This window comes from Paraprevotella xylaniphila YIT 11841 (genome assembly GCF_000205165.1).
Lineage (GTDB): Bacteria > Bacteroidota > Bacteroidia > Bacteroidales > Bacteroidaceae > Paraprevotella > Paraprevotella xylaniphila.
This window is the reverse complement of the sequence record NZ_GL883867.1, coordinates 18,985-33,958: the sequence shown is the minus strand read 5'-3', so window position 1 is coordinate 33,958 and position 14,974 is coordinate 18,985. Positions and strand designations below refer to the sequence as shown.

Here is a 14,974-nt window from a genome sequence, read left to right as displayed (position 1 = left end):
ATTAATAAAACAATGAGTCAGAAAATCAGAATTAAACTGAAATCTTACGACCACAACTTGGTAGACAAGTCGGCTGAGAAGATTGTGAAGACAGTGAAAGTGACAGGTGCGATTGTGAGCGGTCCGATACCTCTCCCTACGCACAAGCGTATTTTTACGGTGAACCGTTCAACTTTCGTAAACAAGAAATCTCGTGAGCAGTTCGAGTTGTCTTCTTACAAGAGATTGATTGATATCTACAGTTCTACTGCTAAGACTGTGGATGCATTGATGAAGCTTGAATTGCCAAGCGGTGTAGAAGTAGAAATTAAAGTTTAGTACTATTAAAAATTAACTGAAATGCCAGGATTATTAGGAAAGAAAATCGGAATGACATCCGTATTCAGTGCCGATGGTAAGAATGTTCCATGCACTGTTATCGAAGCTGGTCCTTGTGTAGTAACTCAGATTAAGAGTGTAGAAAAAGACGGTTATGCTGCTGTTCAACTCGGCTTCCAGGAAGCTAAGGAGAAGAATACGACGGCTCCTCTTATGGGACACTTCAAGAAAGCAGGTACTACTCCCAAGAGACACTTGGCCGAGTTCACAGGTTTCGAACAAGAGTTGAATTTAGGTGACACCGTTACGGTAGACATGTTTGAAGGGACCGTTTATGTAGATGTAATCGGAACTTCAAAAGGTAAAGGCTTCCAAGGTGTAGTTAAACGTCACGGTTTCGGTGGTGTAGGTCAGACTACTCATGGTCAGCACAACCGTGCCCGTAAGCCCGGTTCTATCGGAGCTTGTTCTTATCCCGCTAAAGTATTCAAAGGCTTGCGTATGGGCGGTCAGATGGGAAACGAGCGTGTAACTGCACAAAATTTGCAAGTGTTAAAAGTAATTCCGGAACACAATCTGCTTCTTATTAAAGGTTCAGTGCCCGGTTACAAAGGTTCAATCGTAATAATTGAAAAATAATGGAAGTTAGTGTATTAAATATCAAGGGTGAAGATACCGGAAGAAAAGTTCTTCTGAATGATTCTATCTTCAATATCGAGCCTAATGACCATGTGATTTACCTTGACGTAAAGCAATATTTGGCTAACCAACGTCAGGGTACGGCTAAGTCAAAGGAAAGAAGTGAAGTGAGCGGTTCTACCCGTAAGTTGGGTCGCCAAAAAGGTGGTGGCGGTGCCCGTCGCGGTGATATCAACTCTCCCGTATTGGTAGGTGGTGGTCGTGTATTCGGTCCTAAGCCTCGTGATTACGGTTTCAAATTGAATAAGAAGGTTAAGGTTTTGGCTCGTAAGTCGGCTCTGTCTTACAAGGCGAAAGAGAATGCAATTGTGGTGGTTGAGGACTTTACTATGGAAGTTCCGAAGACTAAGCAATTTATAGAAATTATAAATAATCTTAAAGTTGGTGGCAAGAAAGCCTTGTTCGTTTTACCGGGTGCAAATAAAAACGTATATTTGTCAGCTCGTAACATCGAACGTGTTAATGTTATGACTGCGGCTGCGCTGAATACTTATAAGGTATTGAACGCGGACGTTATGGTTGTGACTGAAAACTCGCTTAAAGTTGTCGATGAAATCTTAACCAAATAAGGAATAGAGAACCATTATGGGATATATTATTAAACCGTTGGTCACTGAGAAGATGACCGCAATTACAGAGAAGCAGAATAAATTCGGCTTCATTGTTCGTCCTGAGGCTAATAAATTGGAAATTAGGAAAGAAGTCGAAGCTTTGTACAATGTTACTGTAGTAGCGGTGAATACTTGCAGATATGCAGGTAAATCCAAGAGCCGTTACACCAAGTCTGGTCTTATTCAGGGTCGTACAAATGCTTACAAAAAGGCTATTGTGACTTTGAAGGAAGGCGAAACTATTGATTTTTACAGCAATATTTAAATAAAAGATGGCAGTACGTAAATTTAAGCCCACAACACCGGGGCAGAGACACAAGATTATTGGTACTTTTGAAGAGATTACTGCATCGGTACCAGAAAAGTCTCTTGTATATGGCAAACGTTCAACAGGTGGTCGTAACAATGTCGGTAAGATGACAATGCGCTATTTGGGCGGCGGTCACAAGAGAAAGTTCCGTTTGATTGATTTCAAGAGAGAGAAAGACGGTGTTCCAGCTGTAGTGAAGACGATTGAATACGATCCGAACCGTTCGGCTCGTATTGCTTTGTTGTTTTACGCAGATGGTGAAAAACGTTATATTATTGCTCCTAACGGCTTGCAGGTGGGCAGCACGTTGATGTCTGGAAAGGATGCAGCGCCTGAGATTGGTAATGCACTTCCTTTGGAGTACATCCCTGTCGGTACCGTAATTCACAATATTGAATTGCGTCCCGGTCAAGGTGCTTTGCTCGTTCGCTCTGCCGGTAATTTTGCACAGTTGACCTCTCGTGAGGGACGTTATTGTGTAATCAAGTTGCCTTCAGGCGAGACTCGTCAGATTCTTAGTGCTTGTAAGGCTACTGTCGGTAGCGTAGGTAACTCAGATCATGCGTTGGAAAGTTCTGGTAAAGCCGGGCGTTCTCGTTGGTTGGGTCGTCGTCCTCATAACCGTGGTGTGGTTATGAACCCGCATGACCATCCGATGGGTGGTGGTGAAGGCCGTCAGTCCGGAGGACACCCACGTTCACGCAAGGGATTGTATGCTAAGGGCTTGAAGACAAGAGCTCCGAAAAAGCAGTCCAACAAGTATATTATCGAAAGATGTAATAAGAAGTAACAAGTAAATCTGAGTAAATTATGAGTCGTTCATTAAAAAAAGGTCCATACATCGAAGTAAAGCTCGAAAAGAAAGTTCTCGCAATGAATGAGAGCGGTAAGAAGAGCGTGGTAAAGACTTGGGCCAGAGCTTCAATGATATCTCCTGATTTTGTAGGTCATACAATTGCAGTTCACAACGGAAATAAGTTTATTCCTGTTTACGTTACTGAGAATATGGTTGGACACAAGTTGGGTGAGTTTGCCCCTACGCGTAAGTTCGGTGGCCATGCTGGTAACAAGAAGAAGTAAGCAGGTTGATTATTTGAAATAATAAAGTAATTATATAAATGGGAGCAAGAAAGAAAATTGCGGCTGAAAAAAGAAAAGAAGCCCTTAAAACCCAGTATTTTGCTAAGTTGCAGAATGTGCCTTCCTCTCCGCGCAAGATGAGATATGTGGTGGATATGATTCGCGGCATGGAGGTGAACAGAGCACTTGGTACTTTGAAGTTCTCTTCAAAAGCTGCTTCTGCCGATGTAGAGAAGTTATTGCGCTCTGCTATTGCAAACTGGGAACAAAAGAACGAACGTAAGGCCGAAGACGGTGAATTGTTCGTGACAAAGATTTATGTTGACGGTGGCGCTACGTTAAAGAGAATGAGACCGGCTCCACAAGGTAGAGGTTATAGAATTCGCAAACGTTCAAATCACGTGACTTTGTTCGTAGGCACTAAAACTAATGATTAATTAAAAGTAGTATGGGACAGAAAGTAAATCCGATAAGCAACCGATTAGGTATTATTAGAGGTTGGGATTCTAACTGGTACGGTGGCAAGGACTTTGGTGATTCTTTGTTGGAGGACAGCAAGATTCGTAAGTACTTGAACGCTCGTTTGGCTCAGGCTAGCGTATCTAGAATCGTTATTGAACGTACGCTGAAACTCGTGACGATTACAGTTTGCACTGCACGTCCGGGATTGATCATTGGTAAAGGTGGACAGGAAGTTGATAAGTTGAAGGAAGAATTGAAGAAGATTACAGATAAGGATATCCAAATCAATATCTTCGAGATAAAGAAGCCTGAGCTTGACGCCGTGATTGTGGCTAATAACATCGCCCGTCAGGTAGAAGGTAAGATTGCTTATCGTCGTGCTATCAAAATGGCTATTGCCAATACGATGAGAAGTGGCGCTGAAGGTATCAAAATCTTGATATCAGGCCGTTTGAATGGTGCTGAAATGGCGCGTTCTGAGATGTATAAGGAGGGACGTACTCCGTTGCACACTTTCCGTGCGGATATAGATTATTGCCAGGCTGAAGCCTTGACGAAAGTCGGTTTGTTGGGCATTAAGGTATGGATTTGCCGCGGTGAGGTATATGGCAAACGTGATTTGGCTCCGAATTTTGCTCAGACGAAAGAGAATAGCCGTGGTGGCAACGGTGGCAAGAACTTCCGTAAGAAGAAGAACATTAATCGTTAAATTTGAATTTTAGGAATTATGTTACAACCGAAAAGAACAAAATATAGAAGACCGCAGAAGGGCCGTTGCAAAGGTAATGCTCAGCGCGGTAACCAATTGGCTTTCGGAACGTTCGGTATTAAGTCTCTCGAAACGCATTGGATTACCGGTCGTCAGATAGAGGCTGCCCGTATTGCTGTGACCCGTTACATGCAGCGTGAAGGTCAGATTTGGATTCGTATATTCCCAGATAAGCCTGTAACGAAGAAGCCGGCTGATGTACGTATGGGTAAAGGTAAGGGAGATCCTGTGGGATATGTATTCCCTATTACTCCGGGACGTATTATTTTTGAGGTGGAAGGCGTCTCTTATGAGATTGCAAAGGAGGCTTTGCGTCTTGCTGCGCAGAAACTTCCAGTTACAACTAAGTTTATTGTTAGACGTGATTACGATAAAAACGCTTGATTATGAAGATTGCAGAAATTAGAGAATTAGCGACCAATGAATTGGCTGAGCGTATTCAGACGGAAGAGGCGAATTATACTCAGATGCTGTTAAACCATTCTGTCTCTCCGTTGGAGAATCCTGCACAGATTAAGGCTGCACGTCGTAATATTGCCCGTATGAAGACCGTATTGCGTCAGAGAGAACTTAACAAATAATAATGGTCCACACATGGAAGCTAGAAATTTAAGAAAGACAAGAACAGGTGTTGTAATCAGCGACAAAATGGATAAGACCATTGTTGTGGCTGCTAAGTTTAAAGAGAAACACCCGATTTATGGTAAGTTCGTTTCCAAGACGAAAAAATACCATGCTCATGACGAGAAAAATGATTGTCACGTAGGTGATACAGTGTTGATTATGGAGACTCGTCCTTTGAGCAAGACGAAGACTTGGAGAGTTGTAGAAATCGTAGAAAGAGCTAAGTAATTATGATACAAGCAGAATCTAGATTAGTTGTTGCAGATAATAGCGGTGCTCGTGAAGCTCTTTGTATCCGCGTTTTAGGCGGAACGAGAAGACGTTATGCTTCTGTAGGTGATGTGATTGTTGTCTCTGTCAAGAGCGTCATCCCGTCAAGTGATATTAAAAAAGGTGCAGTATCAAAGGCTTTGATTGTACGTACTAAAAAGGAAATCCGTCGTGTTGACGGTTCATACATCCGTTTTGATGATAACGCTTGCGTTCTTTTGAATAACGCCGGTGAATTGAGAGGAAGTCGTATTTTCGGCCCGGTTGCCCGTGAGTTGCGTGCTGCAAACATGAAAGTCGTTTCTTTGGCACCTGAAGTACTTTAATTTTAAGAAATAAAGTAATGAGTAAGTTACATATTAAAAAAGGCGATACAGTTTACGTGAATGCCGGTGAAGACAAGGGTCGGACTGGTAAGGTGTTGAAGGTGTTTGTGGATAAACGCCGTGCCATCGTTGAAGGTCTGAATATGGTTTCTAAGAGCCAGAAGCCGAGCGCAAAGAATCCTCAGGGAGGCATCGTAAAGCAAGAGGCTCCTATTCATATTTCAAACTTGAACGTTGTGGACCCGAAGACTGGCAAACCGACACGTATTGGTAGAAAATTAAATGCTGACGGCAAGTTGGTTCGTTATGCTAAAAAATCAGGAGAGGAGATTAAGTAATGGGAAATACTGCGAGCCTTAAAAAAGAATATGCAGAGCGTATTGCTCCTGCTTTGATGAAACAGTTCAATTATACTTCTACTATGCAGATTCCGGTGCTCAAGAAGATTGTGATCAATCAGGGATTGGGTATGGCTACTGCAGATAAGAAAATCATTGATGTGGCTATTAATGAAATTTCGGCAATCACGGGCCAGAAAGCAGTGGCTACTGTTTCAAAGAAAGACGTTGCAAACTTCAAATTGCGTAAAAAGATGCCTATCGGTGTGATGGTGACATTGCGTCGTGAAAGAATGTATGAGTTCTTGGAGAAGTTGATTCGTGTGGCTTTGCCTCGTATCCGTGACTTCAAAGGTATCGAAACTAAGTTTGACGGTCGTGGAAACTATACTTTGGGTGTTCAGGAACAAATTATCTTCCCGGAAATCAATATCGATTCGATAGATAGAATTCTTGGTATGAACATTACGTTCGTAACTACTGCTAAGACTGATGAAGAAGGTTATGCCTTGCTCAAAGAGTTTGGTTTGCCTTTTAAAAATGCTAAAAACGATTAATACAATATGGCAAAAGAATCAATGAAGGCTCGTGAAGTTAAGAGAGCCAAGATGGTAGCTAAGTATGCCGAGAAGCGTGCCGCTTTGAAGAAAATCGTGAATACAGGAGACCCCGTTGAAGCTTTTGAGGCTGCTCAGAAGTTGCAGCGGATTCCGAAAAATGCAAATCCTATTCGTTTGCACAACCGTTGCAAGCTGACGGGACGTCCGAAAGGTTATATGCGTCAATTCGGAATATCACGTATCCAATTCCGTGAAATGGCTTCAAGTGGTTTGATTCCGGGTGTAAAAAAGTCAAGTTGGTAATTTATTATTTAATATTGTCGGGAGAGTCCCGATTAATTAATTCTTATATAAAATGACTGATCCAATAGCAGATTATTTGACGCGTTTGAGAAATGCCATTCAAGCTAAACACAGAGTGGTTGAGGTTCCTGCGTCGAATTTGAAAAAGGAAATCACCAAGATCCTTTTTGAGAAGGGCTATATCTTGAACTATAAGTTCGTTGAAGATGGTCCTCAAGGTACAATCAAGGTAGCACTGAAGTATGATTCAGTGAACAAGGTCAACGCGATTAAGAAGTTGATCCGTATATCCACACCGGGTATGCGTAAGTATACGGGTTATAAAGATATGCCGAGAGTAATTAACGGATTGGGTATTGCTATCATATCTACATCTAAAGGTGTAATGACTGATAAGGAAGCTTCTGACCTGAAGATAGGTGGTGAGGTGCTTTGTTATGTATATTAATTGGAGGATATAATATGTCTAGAATAGGAAAATTACCGATTAGCATTCCTGCAGGCGTTACAGTATCTGTGAATGATGATAATGTGGTTTCCGTAAAGGGACCGAAAGGAGAGATGAGTCAGGCTGTACATCCTTCAATCAAAGTTGAGATTGTTGATTCTGAGATCGTTTTTACTATTGATGAACAGAATGATTCTGTGGAAATGAAGCAGAAGCAAGCCTTCCACGGTCTATATCGTTCTTTGGTTCATAATATGGTTGTAGGTGTTTCAGAAGGTTATGTGAAGAAGTTGGAACTTGTGGGTGTGGGTTTCCGTGCTAGCAATCAGGGCAACTTGATTGAGTTTGCGTTGGGGTACACGCACAACATCTTCCTTCAGTTGCCGAAAGAAATTAAAGTAGAGACAAAATCTGAGAGAAATCAGAATCCTCTTATCATATTGGAGTCTTGCGACAAGCAATTGTTGGGACAAGTTTGTGCTAAAATTCGTTCTTTCCGTAAGCCTGAACCATATAAAGGAAAAGGTGTTTTGTTCGTTGGCGAGCAGATTCGTAGGAAATCTGGTAAGTCAGCTGGTGCTAAGTAATTTTAAAACAGTAAGATTATGATAACGAAATTAGAAAGACGAATCAAAATCAAATATAGAGTACGCAATAAGATTTCAGGTACTACTGAACGTCCGCGTATGTCAGTGTTTAGAAGTAACAAGCAAATCTATGTTCAGATCATTAACGATACGACCGGAACTACTTTAGTAGCGGCTTCTTCTTTAGGTATGGAAACGATGCCGAAGAAGGAACAAGCTGCAAAAGTAGGGAAGTTGATTGCTAAAAAAGCTTTGGAAGCAGGTATTACTACTGTTGTTTTCGATCGTAACGGTTACTTGTATCACGGTAGAGTGAAAGAAGTTGCAGACGCTGCACGTAACGGTGGACTTAAATTTTAAAGGATTATGGCAATTAATAGAGTAAAGATAAGCAGTGATATCGAATTAAAGGACAGATTGGTTGCTATCAATCGTGTTACCAAGGTAACTAAGGGTGGTAGAACGTTTACTTTCGCTGCCATTGTTGTAGTTGGTAATGGTAATGGTATCATTGGTTGGGGACTTGGTAAGGCTGGAGAAGTAACAGCGGCTATTGCCAAAGGCGTGGAAGCGGCCAAGAAGAACTTGGTGAAAGTTCCCGTTTTGAATGGTACTGTGCCTCACGAACAAGAAGCAAAGTTCGGTGGTGCTGAGGTATTCATCAAGCCAGCATCGACCGGAACGGGTGTGGTTGCAGGCGGTGCCATGCGTGCAGTGTGTGATAGCGTGGGTATAACGGACTGTCTGGCTAAGTCTAAAGGGTCGTCTAATCCTCACAATTTGGTGAAAGCTACTATTTTGGCATTGGCTGAAATGCGTGATGCCAAGATGGTTGCACAGAACCGTGGTGTGAATTTGGATAAAGTATTTAGAGGATAAGGAGGTTTTTATGGCAACTATAAAAGTGAAGCAAATCAAAAGTAGAATTGGTGCTCCGAAAGACCAGAAAAGAACACTTGATACTTTGGGATTGAGAAAAATCAATCAGGTAGTTGAAGTAGAAGATACTCCCTCAACTCGCGGTATGGTTCAGAAATTGCACCATTTGGTAATCGTCGTGGATTAATTATTTACTATTAAACTGATACGAAATGAAATTAAATACTTTAAAACCAGCTTGTGGTTCGGTTAAGACTCGAAAAAGAGTAGGACGTGGTGCCGGTTCCGGTTTAGGCGGTACTTCAACCCGCGGTCACAAGGGTGCGAAGGCTAGATCTGGTTATAAGAAGAAGATCGGTTTCGAAGGTGGTCAGATGCCTTTGCAGCGTCGCTTGCCGAAATTCGGTTTCAAGAACATCAATAGAGTGGAGTATAAGGCTGTAAACCTTGATGCTATCCAAGCTTTGGCTACTGCCAAGAATTTGGAGAGAATCACTTTGGCTGATATCGTAGCTGCCGGTTTGGCTTCTGCCAAGCAGTTGGTTAAGATTTTAGGTAATGGTCAGCTTACTTCTAAAGTTGATGTAGAAGCGAACGCATTCTCTAAGAGTGCAGAAGCAGCTATTAAGGCTGCCGGTGGTAACGCTACAAAACTTTGATTCGATGAAGAAGTTAATAGAAACCTTTAAGAACATATGGATGATTGAGGATCTTAGACAAAGGATCCTCATCACCATTCTGTTTATTGCAATCTATCGTTTGGGGTCGTTTGTGGTCCTGCCGGGAATCGACCCATCTCAACTGACGGCGTTGCGTACGCAGACGGAGGCTGGATTGATGTCTTTGCTGAATATGTTCTCTGGAGGTGCATTTTCTAACGCATCTATTTTTGCGTTGGGAATCATGCCTTATATTTCTGCGTCCATTGTGATACAGTTGTTAGGCATTGCGGTTCCTGCTTTTCAGAAGATGCAGCGTGAAGGTGAGAGCGGCCGGCGTAAGATGAACCAGTACACGCGTTATTTGACCATACTTATTCTGTTAGTGCAAGCTCCTGCATATTTGACAAACCTGAAGATGCAGTCTGCCGGAGCATTGAGTCCTGCTATCAGTTGGACTACTTTCATGATCACTTCGACTATTATTCTGGCAGCTGGTAGTATGTTTATTCTTTGGTTGGGTGAGCGTATTACAGACAAGGGAATCGGCAATGGCGTGTCATTAATCATCATGATTGGTATTATTGCTCGTCTGCCGGAGGCATTTGGTCAGGAATTTGTTGCACGTTTGAATAATTTGAGTGGTGGAGGGCTTTTGATGTTTATCGTAGAGGTTGTGATACTTCTATTTGTTGTTTGCGCTGCAATATTGTTGGTGCAAGGTACAAGAAAGATTCCAGTTCAATATGCTAAACGTGTAGTAGGTGGCCAACAATTCGGTGGTGCCCGTCAGTACATTCCTTTGAAGCTTTTTGCAGCGAATGTGATGCCTATTATCTTTGCCCAGGCTTTGATGTTCATCCCTATTACGCTGATAGGTTTCACGTCTGTCGACCAGGCTACTCCTTTTATGCAAATGATGGTAGACCATACGAGTGTATTGTATAATGTGATTTTTGCTTTGCTAATCATTGCATTTACATATTTCTATACTGCCATCACGTTGAATCCTACGCAGATGGCGGAGGATATGAAGCGTAATAATGGTTTTATTCCTGGTATTAAGCCGGGTAAGGCTACGGCCGAATACATAGACCAGATTATGTCACGTATTACTTTGCCGGGTTCGTTGGCTTTGGCAATCATAGCTTGTATGCCCGCGTTTGCCGGATTGTTGAATGTGAAGGCGGAATTTGCGCAGTTTTTCGGAGGGACCTCCCTGCTTATTTTGGTAGGTGTGGTTTTGGATACTTTGCAGCAGATAGAAAGCCATTTGTTGATGAGACACTATGATGGCTTGTTGAGTTCGGGTCGAATCCACGGTCGTTCAGGTATGTCTGCTTATTAAGTTTTATCTGATATGATATTTCTTAAGACAGAGGATGAAATAGAGTTGATGCGGGCTGCTAACCTGTTAGTGGCTGACACGTTGACCGAGATTGCCAAGAATATTTGCCCAGGGGTAACAACAAAACAGTTGGATGCCTTGGCAGAAGAGTTCATTAGGGATCATGGAGCGTTGCCTACCTTTAAGGGCTTTCCCAACCCTTATGGAGGTCCGTTTCCGGCATCAATTTGTACATCTGTCAATGATGAGGTGGTGCATGGTATCCCGAATGACAGGCCACTTGAAGAGGGGGACATTGTTTCTGTCGATTGTGGTACTTTGTTGGACGGATATAATGGTGATTCTTGTTATACCTTTTGTGTGGGGGAAGTTTCCGAAGAAGTCAAGAGACTTCTGAAAGTAACGAAAGAATCTCTTTATTTGGGAATCGAGGCAGCTTTGGCCGGAAAGAGAATCGGTGATATCGGTTATGCCGTGCAAAATCATTGTGAATCCAATGGCTATGGAGTGGTCAGAGAGTTTGTCGGGCATGGTATCGGGAAAGAGATGCATGAAGAACCGGCAGTTCCCAATTACGGCAGAAGAGGTAATGGCGCGTTAATCAAGAATGGTTTGTGCATTGCTATCGAGCCCATGATTACTTTAGGATCTCCCAAAATAGGGATGATGCCAGACCGTTGGACAATCAAAACTTGTGATGGCAGGTGTGCGGCACATTTCGAGCATACGATAGCCATTCATCATGGGAAGGCTGATATTTTATCTTCGTTTGAAGGAATAGAAAGAATAGAAGGAAAATTATATTAAGTATGGCGAAACAGTCAGCAATTGAGCAAGATGGTGTGATTATAGAAGCTCTTTCTAACGCAATGTTTAGAGTAGAGTTGGAGAATGGGCATGAGATTACGGCTCATATTTCCGGGAAAATGAGAATGCATTATATAAAAATCCTGCCCGGTGATAAGGTTCGGGTGGAGATGAGTCCTTATGATCTTTCTAAAGGTCGCATTGTATTTAGATATAAATAAAAAAGCAAAAATATGAAAACAAGAGCATCTTTAAAAAAACGTACTCCGGAGTGCAAGATTGTACGTCGTAAAGGACGTTTGTATGTTATTAACAAAAAAAACCCTAAGTTTAAAATGCGTCAGGGTTAATATTTTATAGCAAAAAGAAATAAAATAAGTATATGGCAATAAGAATTGTAGGTGTAGATTTGCCTCAGAATAAGAGAGGTGAAATTGCTTTGACTTATATTTATGGTATAGGTCGTAGTAGTTCAGCAAAAATCCTTGCAAAGGCTGGTGTCGACAAAGACATTAAGGTAAAAGACTGGACTGACGAGCAGGCTAGTAATATACGTGCCGTGATTGGTGCTGAATACAAAGTAGAAGGTGATCTTCGTGCTGAAATTCAGTTGAACATCAAGCGACTGATGGATATTGGTTGTTATCGTGGTGTTCGCCACCGTTTAGGTTTGCCGGTTCGTGGTCAGAGCACGAAGAACAATGCTCGTACGCGTAAGGGTAAGAAGAAGACAGTTGCAAACAAGAAAAAAGCTACTAAATAATAATTAGATATGGCAAAAAAAACAGTCGCAGCTAAGAAAAGAAATGTGAAAGTTGATGCTATGGGACAGTTGCACGTCCATAGCTCATTCAACAATATCATTGTGTCTTTAGCAAACAGCGAGGGTCAGGTGATTTCATGGTCCTCTGCCGGTAAGATGGGATTCCGCGGTTCGAAGAAGAACACTCCCTATGCAGCTCAGATGGCTGCCCAGGATTGTGCGAAAGTTGCATTCGATCTTGGCTTGAGAAAGGTAAAGGCTTATGTGAAGGGGCCAGGTAACGGACGTGAGTCTGCTATTCGTACCATACATGGCGCAGGCATTGAAGTGACGGAGATTATTGATGTTACTCCATTGCCACACAACGGTTGTCGTCCTCCTAAGAGAAGAAGAGTTTAATAAGAGATAACCCATAATAACAGTAGGGATTCCAATGATTTTCAAGGGCTTCATTTCCTTTCTGTAGTCGCGGCTGCAATGACTTGGGATTCCTGCAAGAACCTTTAAAAATTAGAAATTAAAATGGCTAGATATACTGGACCAAAATCAAGAATTGCTCGTCGTTTCGGTGAAGCTATATTCGGACCGGACAAGGTGTTGTCAAAAAGAAACTTCCCTCCCGGTCAACATGGAAACAACAGAAGAAAGAAGACTTCTGAGTATGGTGTCATGTTAGCTGAAAAGCAGAAGGCTAAATATACTTACGGTGTTTTAGAGAAACAGTTCCGTAATATGTTTGAGAAGGCTGCCCGTACGAGCGGTATTACCGGTGAGATTCTTTTGCAGAATTTAGAGTGTCGTTTGGACAATGTCGTTTATCGTTTGGGGATAGCTCCTACCCGTGCGGCTGCCCGTCAGTTGGTGGGACATAAGCACATCATCGTCGACGGTGAAGTTGTGAATATCCCTTCATACGCTGTTAAGCCTGGTCAGATTATTGGTGTTCGCGAGAAATCTAAGTCTTTGGAAGTTATTGCCAACGCTTTGGCTGGTTTCAACCACAGCAAATATCCTTGGATAGAGTGGGATGAGAATACTAAGTCCGGCAAGTTACTCCACAAACCGGAACGTGCAGACATTCCAGAGAACATTAAGGAGCAGTTGATTGTTGAGTTGTACTCTAAATAATAATTAAGATAATGGCGATATTAGCATTTCAAAAACCTGATAAAGTATTAATGTTGGAGGCGGATGACAAATACGGCAAGTTCGAATTTCGTCCGTTGGAACCCGGTTTCGGTATTACTGTTGGTAATGCTTTGCGCCGTATTCTTCTTTCATCCCTTGAGGGATATGCTATCAATACCATGCGTATTGCGGGGGTAGAGCACGAGTTTGCTTCAGTTCCCGGAGTAAAAGAAGATGTTACCAACATTATCTTGAACCTCAAGCAAATACGGTTCAAGAAGATAGTAGAAGAATTCGAGAATGAGAAAGTGAGTATCACGGTAGAGAATACGACAGAATTCAAAGCCGGAGATATTAACAAGTATCTGACTGGATTTGAAGTGTTAAACCCTGAATTAGTTATTTGCCATTTAGATGCCAAAGCAACGATGCAGATTGAGTTGTCCATTAACAAAGGTCGGGGATACGTTCCTGCTGATGAGAACCGTATCTTCTGTACTGATGTGAATGTGATTCCAATCGATTCAATTTACACTCCGATTAGAAATGTTAAGTACGCTGTTGAAAACTATCGTGTAGAGCAGAAGACTGACTACGAGAAACTCGTTCTTGAAATTTCTACTGATGGTTCCATTCACCCGAAGGACGCCCTGAAAGAGGCTGCAAAAATCCTGATTTATCACTTCATGTTGTTCTCTGACGAGAAGATTACATTGGAGAATTCCGATGGTGAGGGTAATGAAGAGTTCGATGAAGAGGTGTTGCACATGCGTCAACTTCTGAAGACCAAGTTGGTAGACATGGATCTCTCTGTCCGTGCCTTGAACTGTCTGAAAGCCGCAGATGTGGAAACGTTGGGCGACTTGGTACAGTTTAACAAGACCGACTTGTTGAAGTTCAGAAACTTCGGTAAGAAATCGCTCACTGAGCTTGATGATTTGCTAGAGAGTCTGAATCTGTCGTTTGGAACTGATATTTCTAAGTATAAATTAGATAAAGATTAATAAACAATGAGACATAATAAAAAATTCAATCATTTGAGTCGTACTGCATCCCACAGACAAGCGATGTTAGCCAATATGGCCATCTCTCTGATCATGCACAAAAGAATCACTACGACTCTTGCAAAGGCCAAGGCTTTGAAGAAATACGTGGAGCCGTTGATTACAAAGTCTAAGGACGATACTACTAATTCTCGTCGTGTCGTTTTCAGCTATTTGCAGAACAAGTATGCCGTAACAGAGTTGTTCAAGGAAATCTCTGTGAAGGTGGCTGACCGTCCGGGTGGTTATACCCGTATCATCAAGACCGGTTTCCGTCAGGGTGACAACGCAGCGATGTGTTTCATCGAATTGGTGGACTATGATGAGAACATGGCTAAGCAAGCTACGAAGAAGACTCGTACGCGTCGTTCCAAGAAGTCTGCAGTCAAGGCTGAAGAGGTTACTGCGGCCGAAGCTCCGGCAGCAGAAACTGCGACAGAAACACCTGCAAGCGCCGAATAATTTGATTTGCTATAAGAGAAAAAGCCGTCCGGAATTCCGGGCGGCTTTTTCCATGTCTGCTCTTTTAATTTGTACGAGAGGAATATTTTTGTCCTCCGGTTTTCTTGCAGATAGGAAAGGACGTAAGAGGAAATATGTTGTTGTAAAGAATTTGTATTTCTTTATATTTTTGTTTATCAG

30 protein-coding genes are annotated in these 14,974 nt (G+C 42.2%); all 30 read left to right on the top strand.

What is annotated here, in order from left to right; translation table 11 throughout:
• The first annotated feature begins 12 nt into the window (after positions 1–12).
• The 30 genes from rpsJ to rplQ all read left to right on the top strand — a co-directional run bounded on the left by rpsJ (position 13) and on the right by rplQ (position 14,794).
• Positions 13–318 (top strand): 30S ribosomal protein S10, encoded by a 306-nt coding sequence (gene rpsJ, locus HMPREF9442_RS10075; RefSeq protein ID WP_008623145.1) that lies wholly within the window; start codon positions 13–15, stop codon positions 316–318.
• 21 nt (positions 319–339) lie between these two features.
• The gene (gene rplC, locus HMPREF9442_RS10070; RefSeq protein WP_008623143.1) at positions 340–957 is read left to right on the top strand and encodes a 50S ribosomal protein L3; all 618 of its coding nucleotides are present in this window, start codon (positions 340–342) and stop codon (positions 955–957) included.
• Positions 957–1,586: a 50S ribosomal protein L4 gene (gene rplD / locus HMPREF9442_RS10065; RefSeq protein WP_008628171.1), complete on the top strand. Its 630-nt coding sequence runs from the start codon at positions 957–959 to the stop codon at positions 1,584–1,586. Before rplC ends, rplD begins: the two co-directional genes overlap by 1 nt.
• 16 nt (positions 1,587–1,602) lie before the next feature.
• A complete protein-coding gene (rplW, locus tag HMPREF9442_RS10060; RefSeq protein WP_008623135.1) occupies positions 1,603–1,893 on the top strand; it encodes a 50S ribosomal protein L23 in 291 nt (96 codons plus the stop codon).
• Between the two features lie 7 nt (positions 1,894–1,900).
• Entirely contained in the window at positions 1,901–2,728 is an 828-nt protein-coding gene (rplB, locus tag HMPREF9442_RS10055) for a 50S ribosomal protein L2 (protein ID WP_008628169.1), read from the top strand.
• Between the two features lie 20 nt (positions 2,729–2,748).
• Positions 2,749–3,018, top strand: a complete 270-nt coding sequence (gene rpsS / locus HMPREF9442_RS10050) for a 30S ribosomal protein S19 (protein WP_008623131.1) — start codon at positions 2,749–2,751, stop codon at positions 3,016–3,018.
• A gap of 38 nt (positions 3,019–3,056) precedes the next feature.
• Positions 3,057–3,455 carry a 50S ribosomal protein L22 gene (rplV, locus tag HMPREF9442_RS10045; protein WP_008623129.1) on the top strand — a complete coding sequence of 133 codons (399 nt, stop codon included), beginning with the start codon at positions 3,057–3,059 and terminating at the stop codon, positions 3,453–3,455.
• An 11-nt stretch (positions 3,456–3,466) separates the two neighbouring features.
• Positions 3,467–4,189 carry a 30S ribosomal protein S3 gene (rpsC, locus tag HMPREF9442_RS10040; protein WP_008623126.1) on the top strand — a complete coding sequence of 241 codons (723 nt, stop codon included), beginning with the start codon at positions 3,467–3,469 and terminating at the stop codon, positions 4,187–4,189.
• Positions 4,190–4,207: 18 nt separating this feature from the next.
• A complete protein-coding gene (gene rplP, locus HMPREF9442_RS10035; RefSeq protein WP_008623125.1) occupies positions 4,208–4,633 on the top strand; it encodes a 50S ribosomal protein L16 in 426 nt (141 codons plus the stop codon).
• Positions 4,634–4,635: 2 nt separating this feature from the next.
• Positions 4,636–4,830, top strand: coding sequence for a 50S ribosomal protein L29 (gene rpmC, locus HMPREF9442_RS10030; protein ID WP_008623124.1), 195 nt, complete (start codon positions 4,636–4,638; stop codon positions 4,828–4,830).
• 13 nt (positions 4,831–4,843) lie between these two features.
• On the top strand, positions 4,844–5,101 hold the full coding sequence (gene rpsQ / locus HMPREF9442_RS10025) for a 30S ribosomal protein S17 (protein WP_008628166.1): 258 nt from the start codon (positions 4,844–4,846) through the stop codon (positions 5,099–5,101).
• A 2-nt stretch (positions 5,102–5,103) separates the two neighbouring features.
• Entirely contained in the window at positions 5,104–5,469 is a 366-nt protein-coding gene (rplN, locus tag HMPREF9442_RS10020; protein ID WP_008628164.1) for a 50S ribosomal protein L14, read from the top strand.
• Positions 5,470–5,486: 17 nt separating this feature from the next.
• Positions 5,487–5,807, top strand: a complete 321-nt coding sequence (rplX, locus tag HMPREF9442_RS10015; RefSeq protein WP_008623121.1) for a 50S ribosomal protein L24 — start codon at positions 5,487–5,489, stop codon at positions 5,805–5,807.
• Positions 5,807–6,364 (top strand): 50S ribosomal protein L5, encoded by a 558-nt coding sequence (rplE, locus tag HMPREF9442_RS10010; RefSeq protein ID WP_008628156.1) that lies wholly within the window; start codon positions 5,807–5,809, stop codon positions 6,362–6,364. Before rplX ends, rplE begins: the two co-directional genes overlap by 1 nt.
• 6 nt (positions 6,365–6,370) lie before the next feature.
• Positions 6,371–6,670 (top strand): 30S ribosomal protein S14, encoded by a 300-nt coding sequence (gene rpsN, locus HMPREF9442_RS10005; RefSeq protein ID WP_008623118.1) that lies wholly within the window; start codon positions 6,371–6,373, stop codon positions 6,668–6,670.
• A 52-nt stretch (positions 6,671–6,722) separates the two neighbouring features.
• Positions 6,723–7,118: a 30S ribosomal protein S8 gene (gene rpsH, locus HMPREF9442_RS10000; protein WP_008628155.1), complete on the top strand. Its 396-nt coding sequence runs from the start codon at positions 6,723–6,725 to the stop codon at positions 7,116–7,118.
• Positions 7,119–7,132: 14 nt separating this feature from the next.
• Positions 7,133–7,705, top strand: a complete 573-nt coding sequence (gene rplF, locus HMPREF9442_RS09995; protein WP_008628153.1) for a 50S ribosomal protein L6 — start codon at positions 7,133–7,135, stop codon at positions 7,703–7,705.
• 18 nt (positions 7,706–7,723) lie between these two features.
• Entirely contained in the window at positions 7,724–8,065 is a 342-nt protein-coding gene (gene rplR, locus HMPREF9442_RS09990; RefSeq protein WP_008628152.1) for a 50S ribosomal protein L18, read from the top strand.
• A 6-nt stretch (positions 8,066–8,071) separates the two neighbouring features.
• Entirely contained in the window at positions 8,072–8,584 is a 513-nt protein-coding gene (gene rpsE, locus HMPREF9442_RS09985; RefSeq protein WP_008628151.1) for a 30S ribosomal protein S5, read from the top strand.
• A 10-nt stretch (positions 8,585–8,594) separates the two neighbouring features.
• Entirely contained in the window at positions 8,595–8,771 is a 177-nt protein-coding gene (rpmD, locus tag HMPREF9442_RS09980) for a 50S ribosomal protein L30 (protein WP_008623109.1), read from the top strand.
• A 25-nt stretch (positions 8,772–8,796) separates the two neighbouring features.
• Positions 8,797–9,243, top strand: coding sequence for a 50S ribosomal protein L15 (gene rplO, locus HMPREF9442_RS09975; RefSeq protein WP_008628149.1), 447 nt, complete (start codon positions 8,797–8,799; stop codon positions 9,241–9,243).
• A gap of 4 nt (positions 9,244–9,247) precedes the next feature.
• Positions 9,248–10,591 (top strand): preprotein translocase subunit SecY, encoded by a 1,344-nt coding sequence (gene secY, locus HMPREF9442_RS09970; protein ID WP_008623106.1) that lies wholly within the window; start codon positions 9,248–9,250, stop codon positions 10,589–10,591.
• A gap of 12 nt (positions 10,592–10,603) precedes the next feature.
• Positions 10,604–11,398 carry a type I methionyl aminopeptidase gene (gene map / locus HMPREF9442_RS09965; RefSeq protein WP_008628147.1) on the top strand — a complete coding sequence of 265 codons (795 nt, stop codon included), beginning with the start codon at positions 10,604–10,606 and terminating at the stop codon, positions 11,396–11,398.
• A 2-nt stretch (positions 11,399–11,400) separates the two neighbouring features.
• Positions 11,401–11,619: a translation initiation factor IF-1 gene (gene infA, locus HMPREF9442_RS09960; RefSeq protein WP_008623102.1), complete on the top strand. Its 219-nt coding sequence runs from the start codon at positions 11,401–11,403 to the stop codon at positions 11,617–11,619.
• A 12-nt stretch (positions 11,620–11,631) separates the two neighbouring features.
• The gene (ykgO, locus tag HMPREF9442_RS15865; protein WP_008623101.1) at positions 11,632–11,748 is read left to right on the top strand and encodes a type B 50S ribosomal protein L36; all 117 of its coding nucleotides are present in this window, start codon (positions 11,632–11,634) and stop codon (positions 11,746–11,748) included.
• A 32-nt stretch (positions 11,749–11,780) separates the two neighbouring features.
• Entirely contained in the window at positions 11,781–12,161 is a 381-nt protein-coding gene (gene rpsM / locus HMPREF9442_RS09955) for a 30S ribosomal protein S13 (RefSeq protein WP_008628145.1), read from the top strand.
• 9 nt (positions 12,162–12,170) lie between these two features.
• Entirely contained in the window at positions 12,171–12,560 is a 390-nt protein-coding gene (gene rpsK / locus HMPREF9442_RS09950; RefSeq protein WP_008623097.1) for a 30S ribosomal protein S11, read from the top strand.
• Positions 12,561–12,683: 123 nt separating this feature from the next.
• Positions 12,684–13,289, top strand: a complete 606-nt coding sequence (gene rpsD / locus HMPREF9442_RS09945) for a 30S ribosomal protein S4 (protein ID WP_008623094.1) — start codon at positions 12,684–12,686, stop codon at positions 13,287–13,289.
• An 11-nt stretch (positions 13,290–13,300) separates the two neighbouring features.
• Complete coding sequence (locus tag HMPREF9442_RS09940; protein WP_008628144.1) at positions 13,301–14,293, top strand: DNA-directed RNA polymerase subunit alpha; 993 nt, start codon at positions 13,301–13,303, stop codon at positions 14,291–14,293.
• A gap of 6 nt (positions 14,294–14,299) precedes the next feature.
• The gene (rplQ, locus tag HMPREF9442_RS09935) at positions 14,300–14,794 is read left to right on the top strand and encodes a 50S ribosomal protein L17 (RefSeq protein ID WP_040602938.1); all 495 of its coding nucleotides are present in this window, start codon (positions 14,300–14,302) and stop codon (positions 14,792–14,794) included.
• Positions 14,795–14,974: the final 180 nt, after the last annotated feature.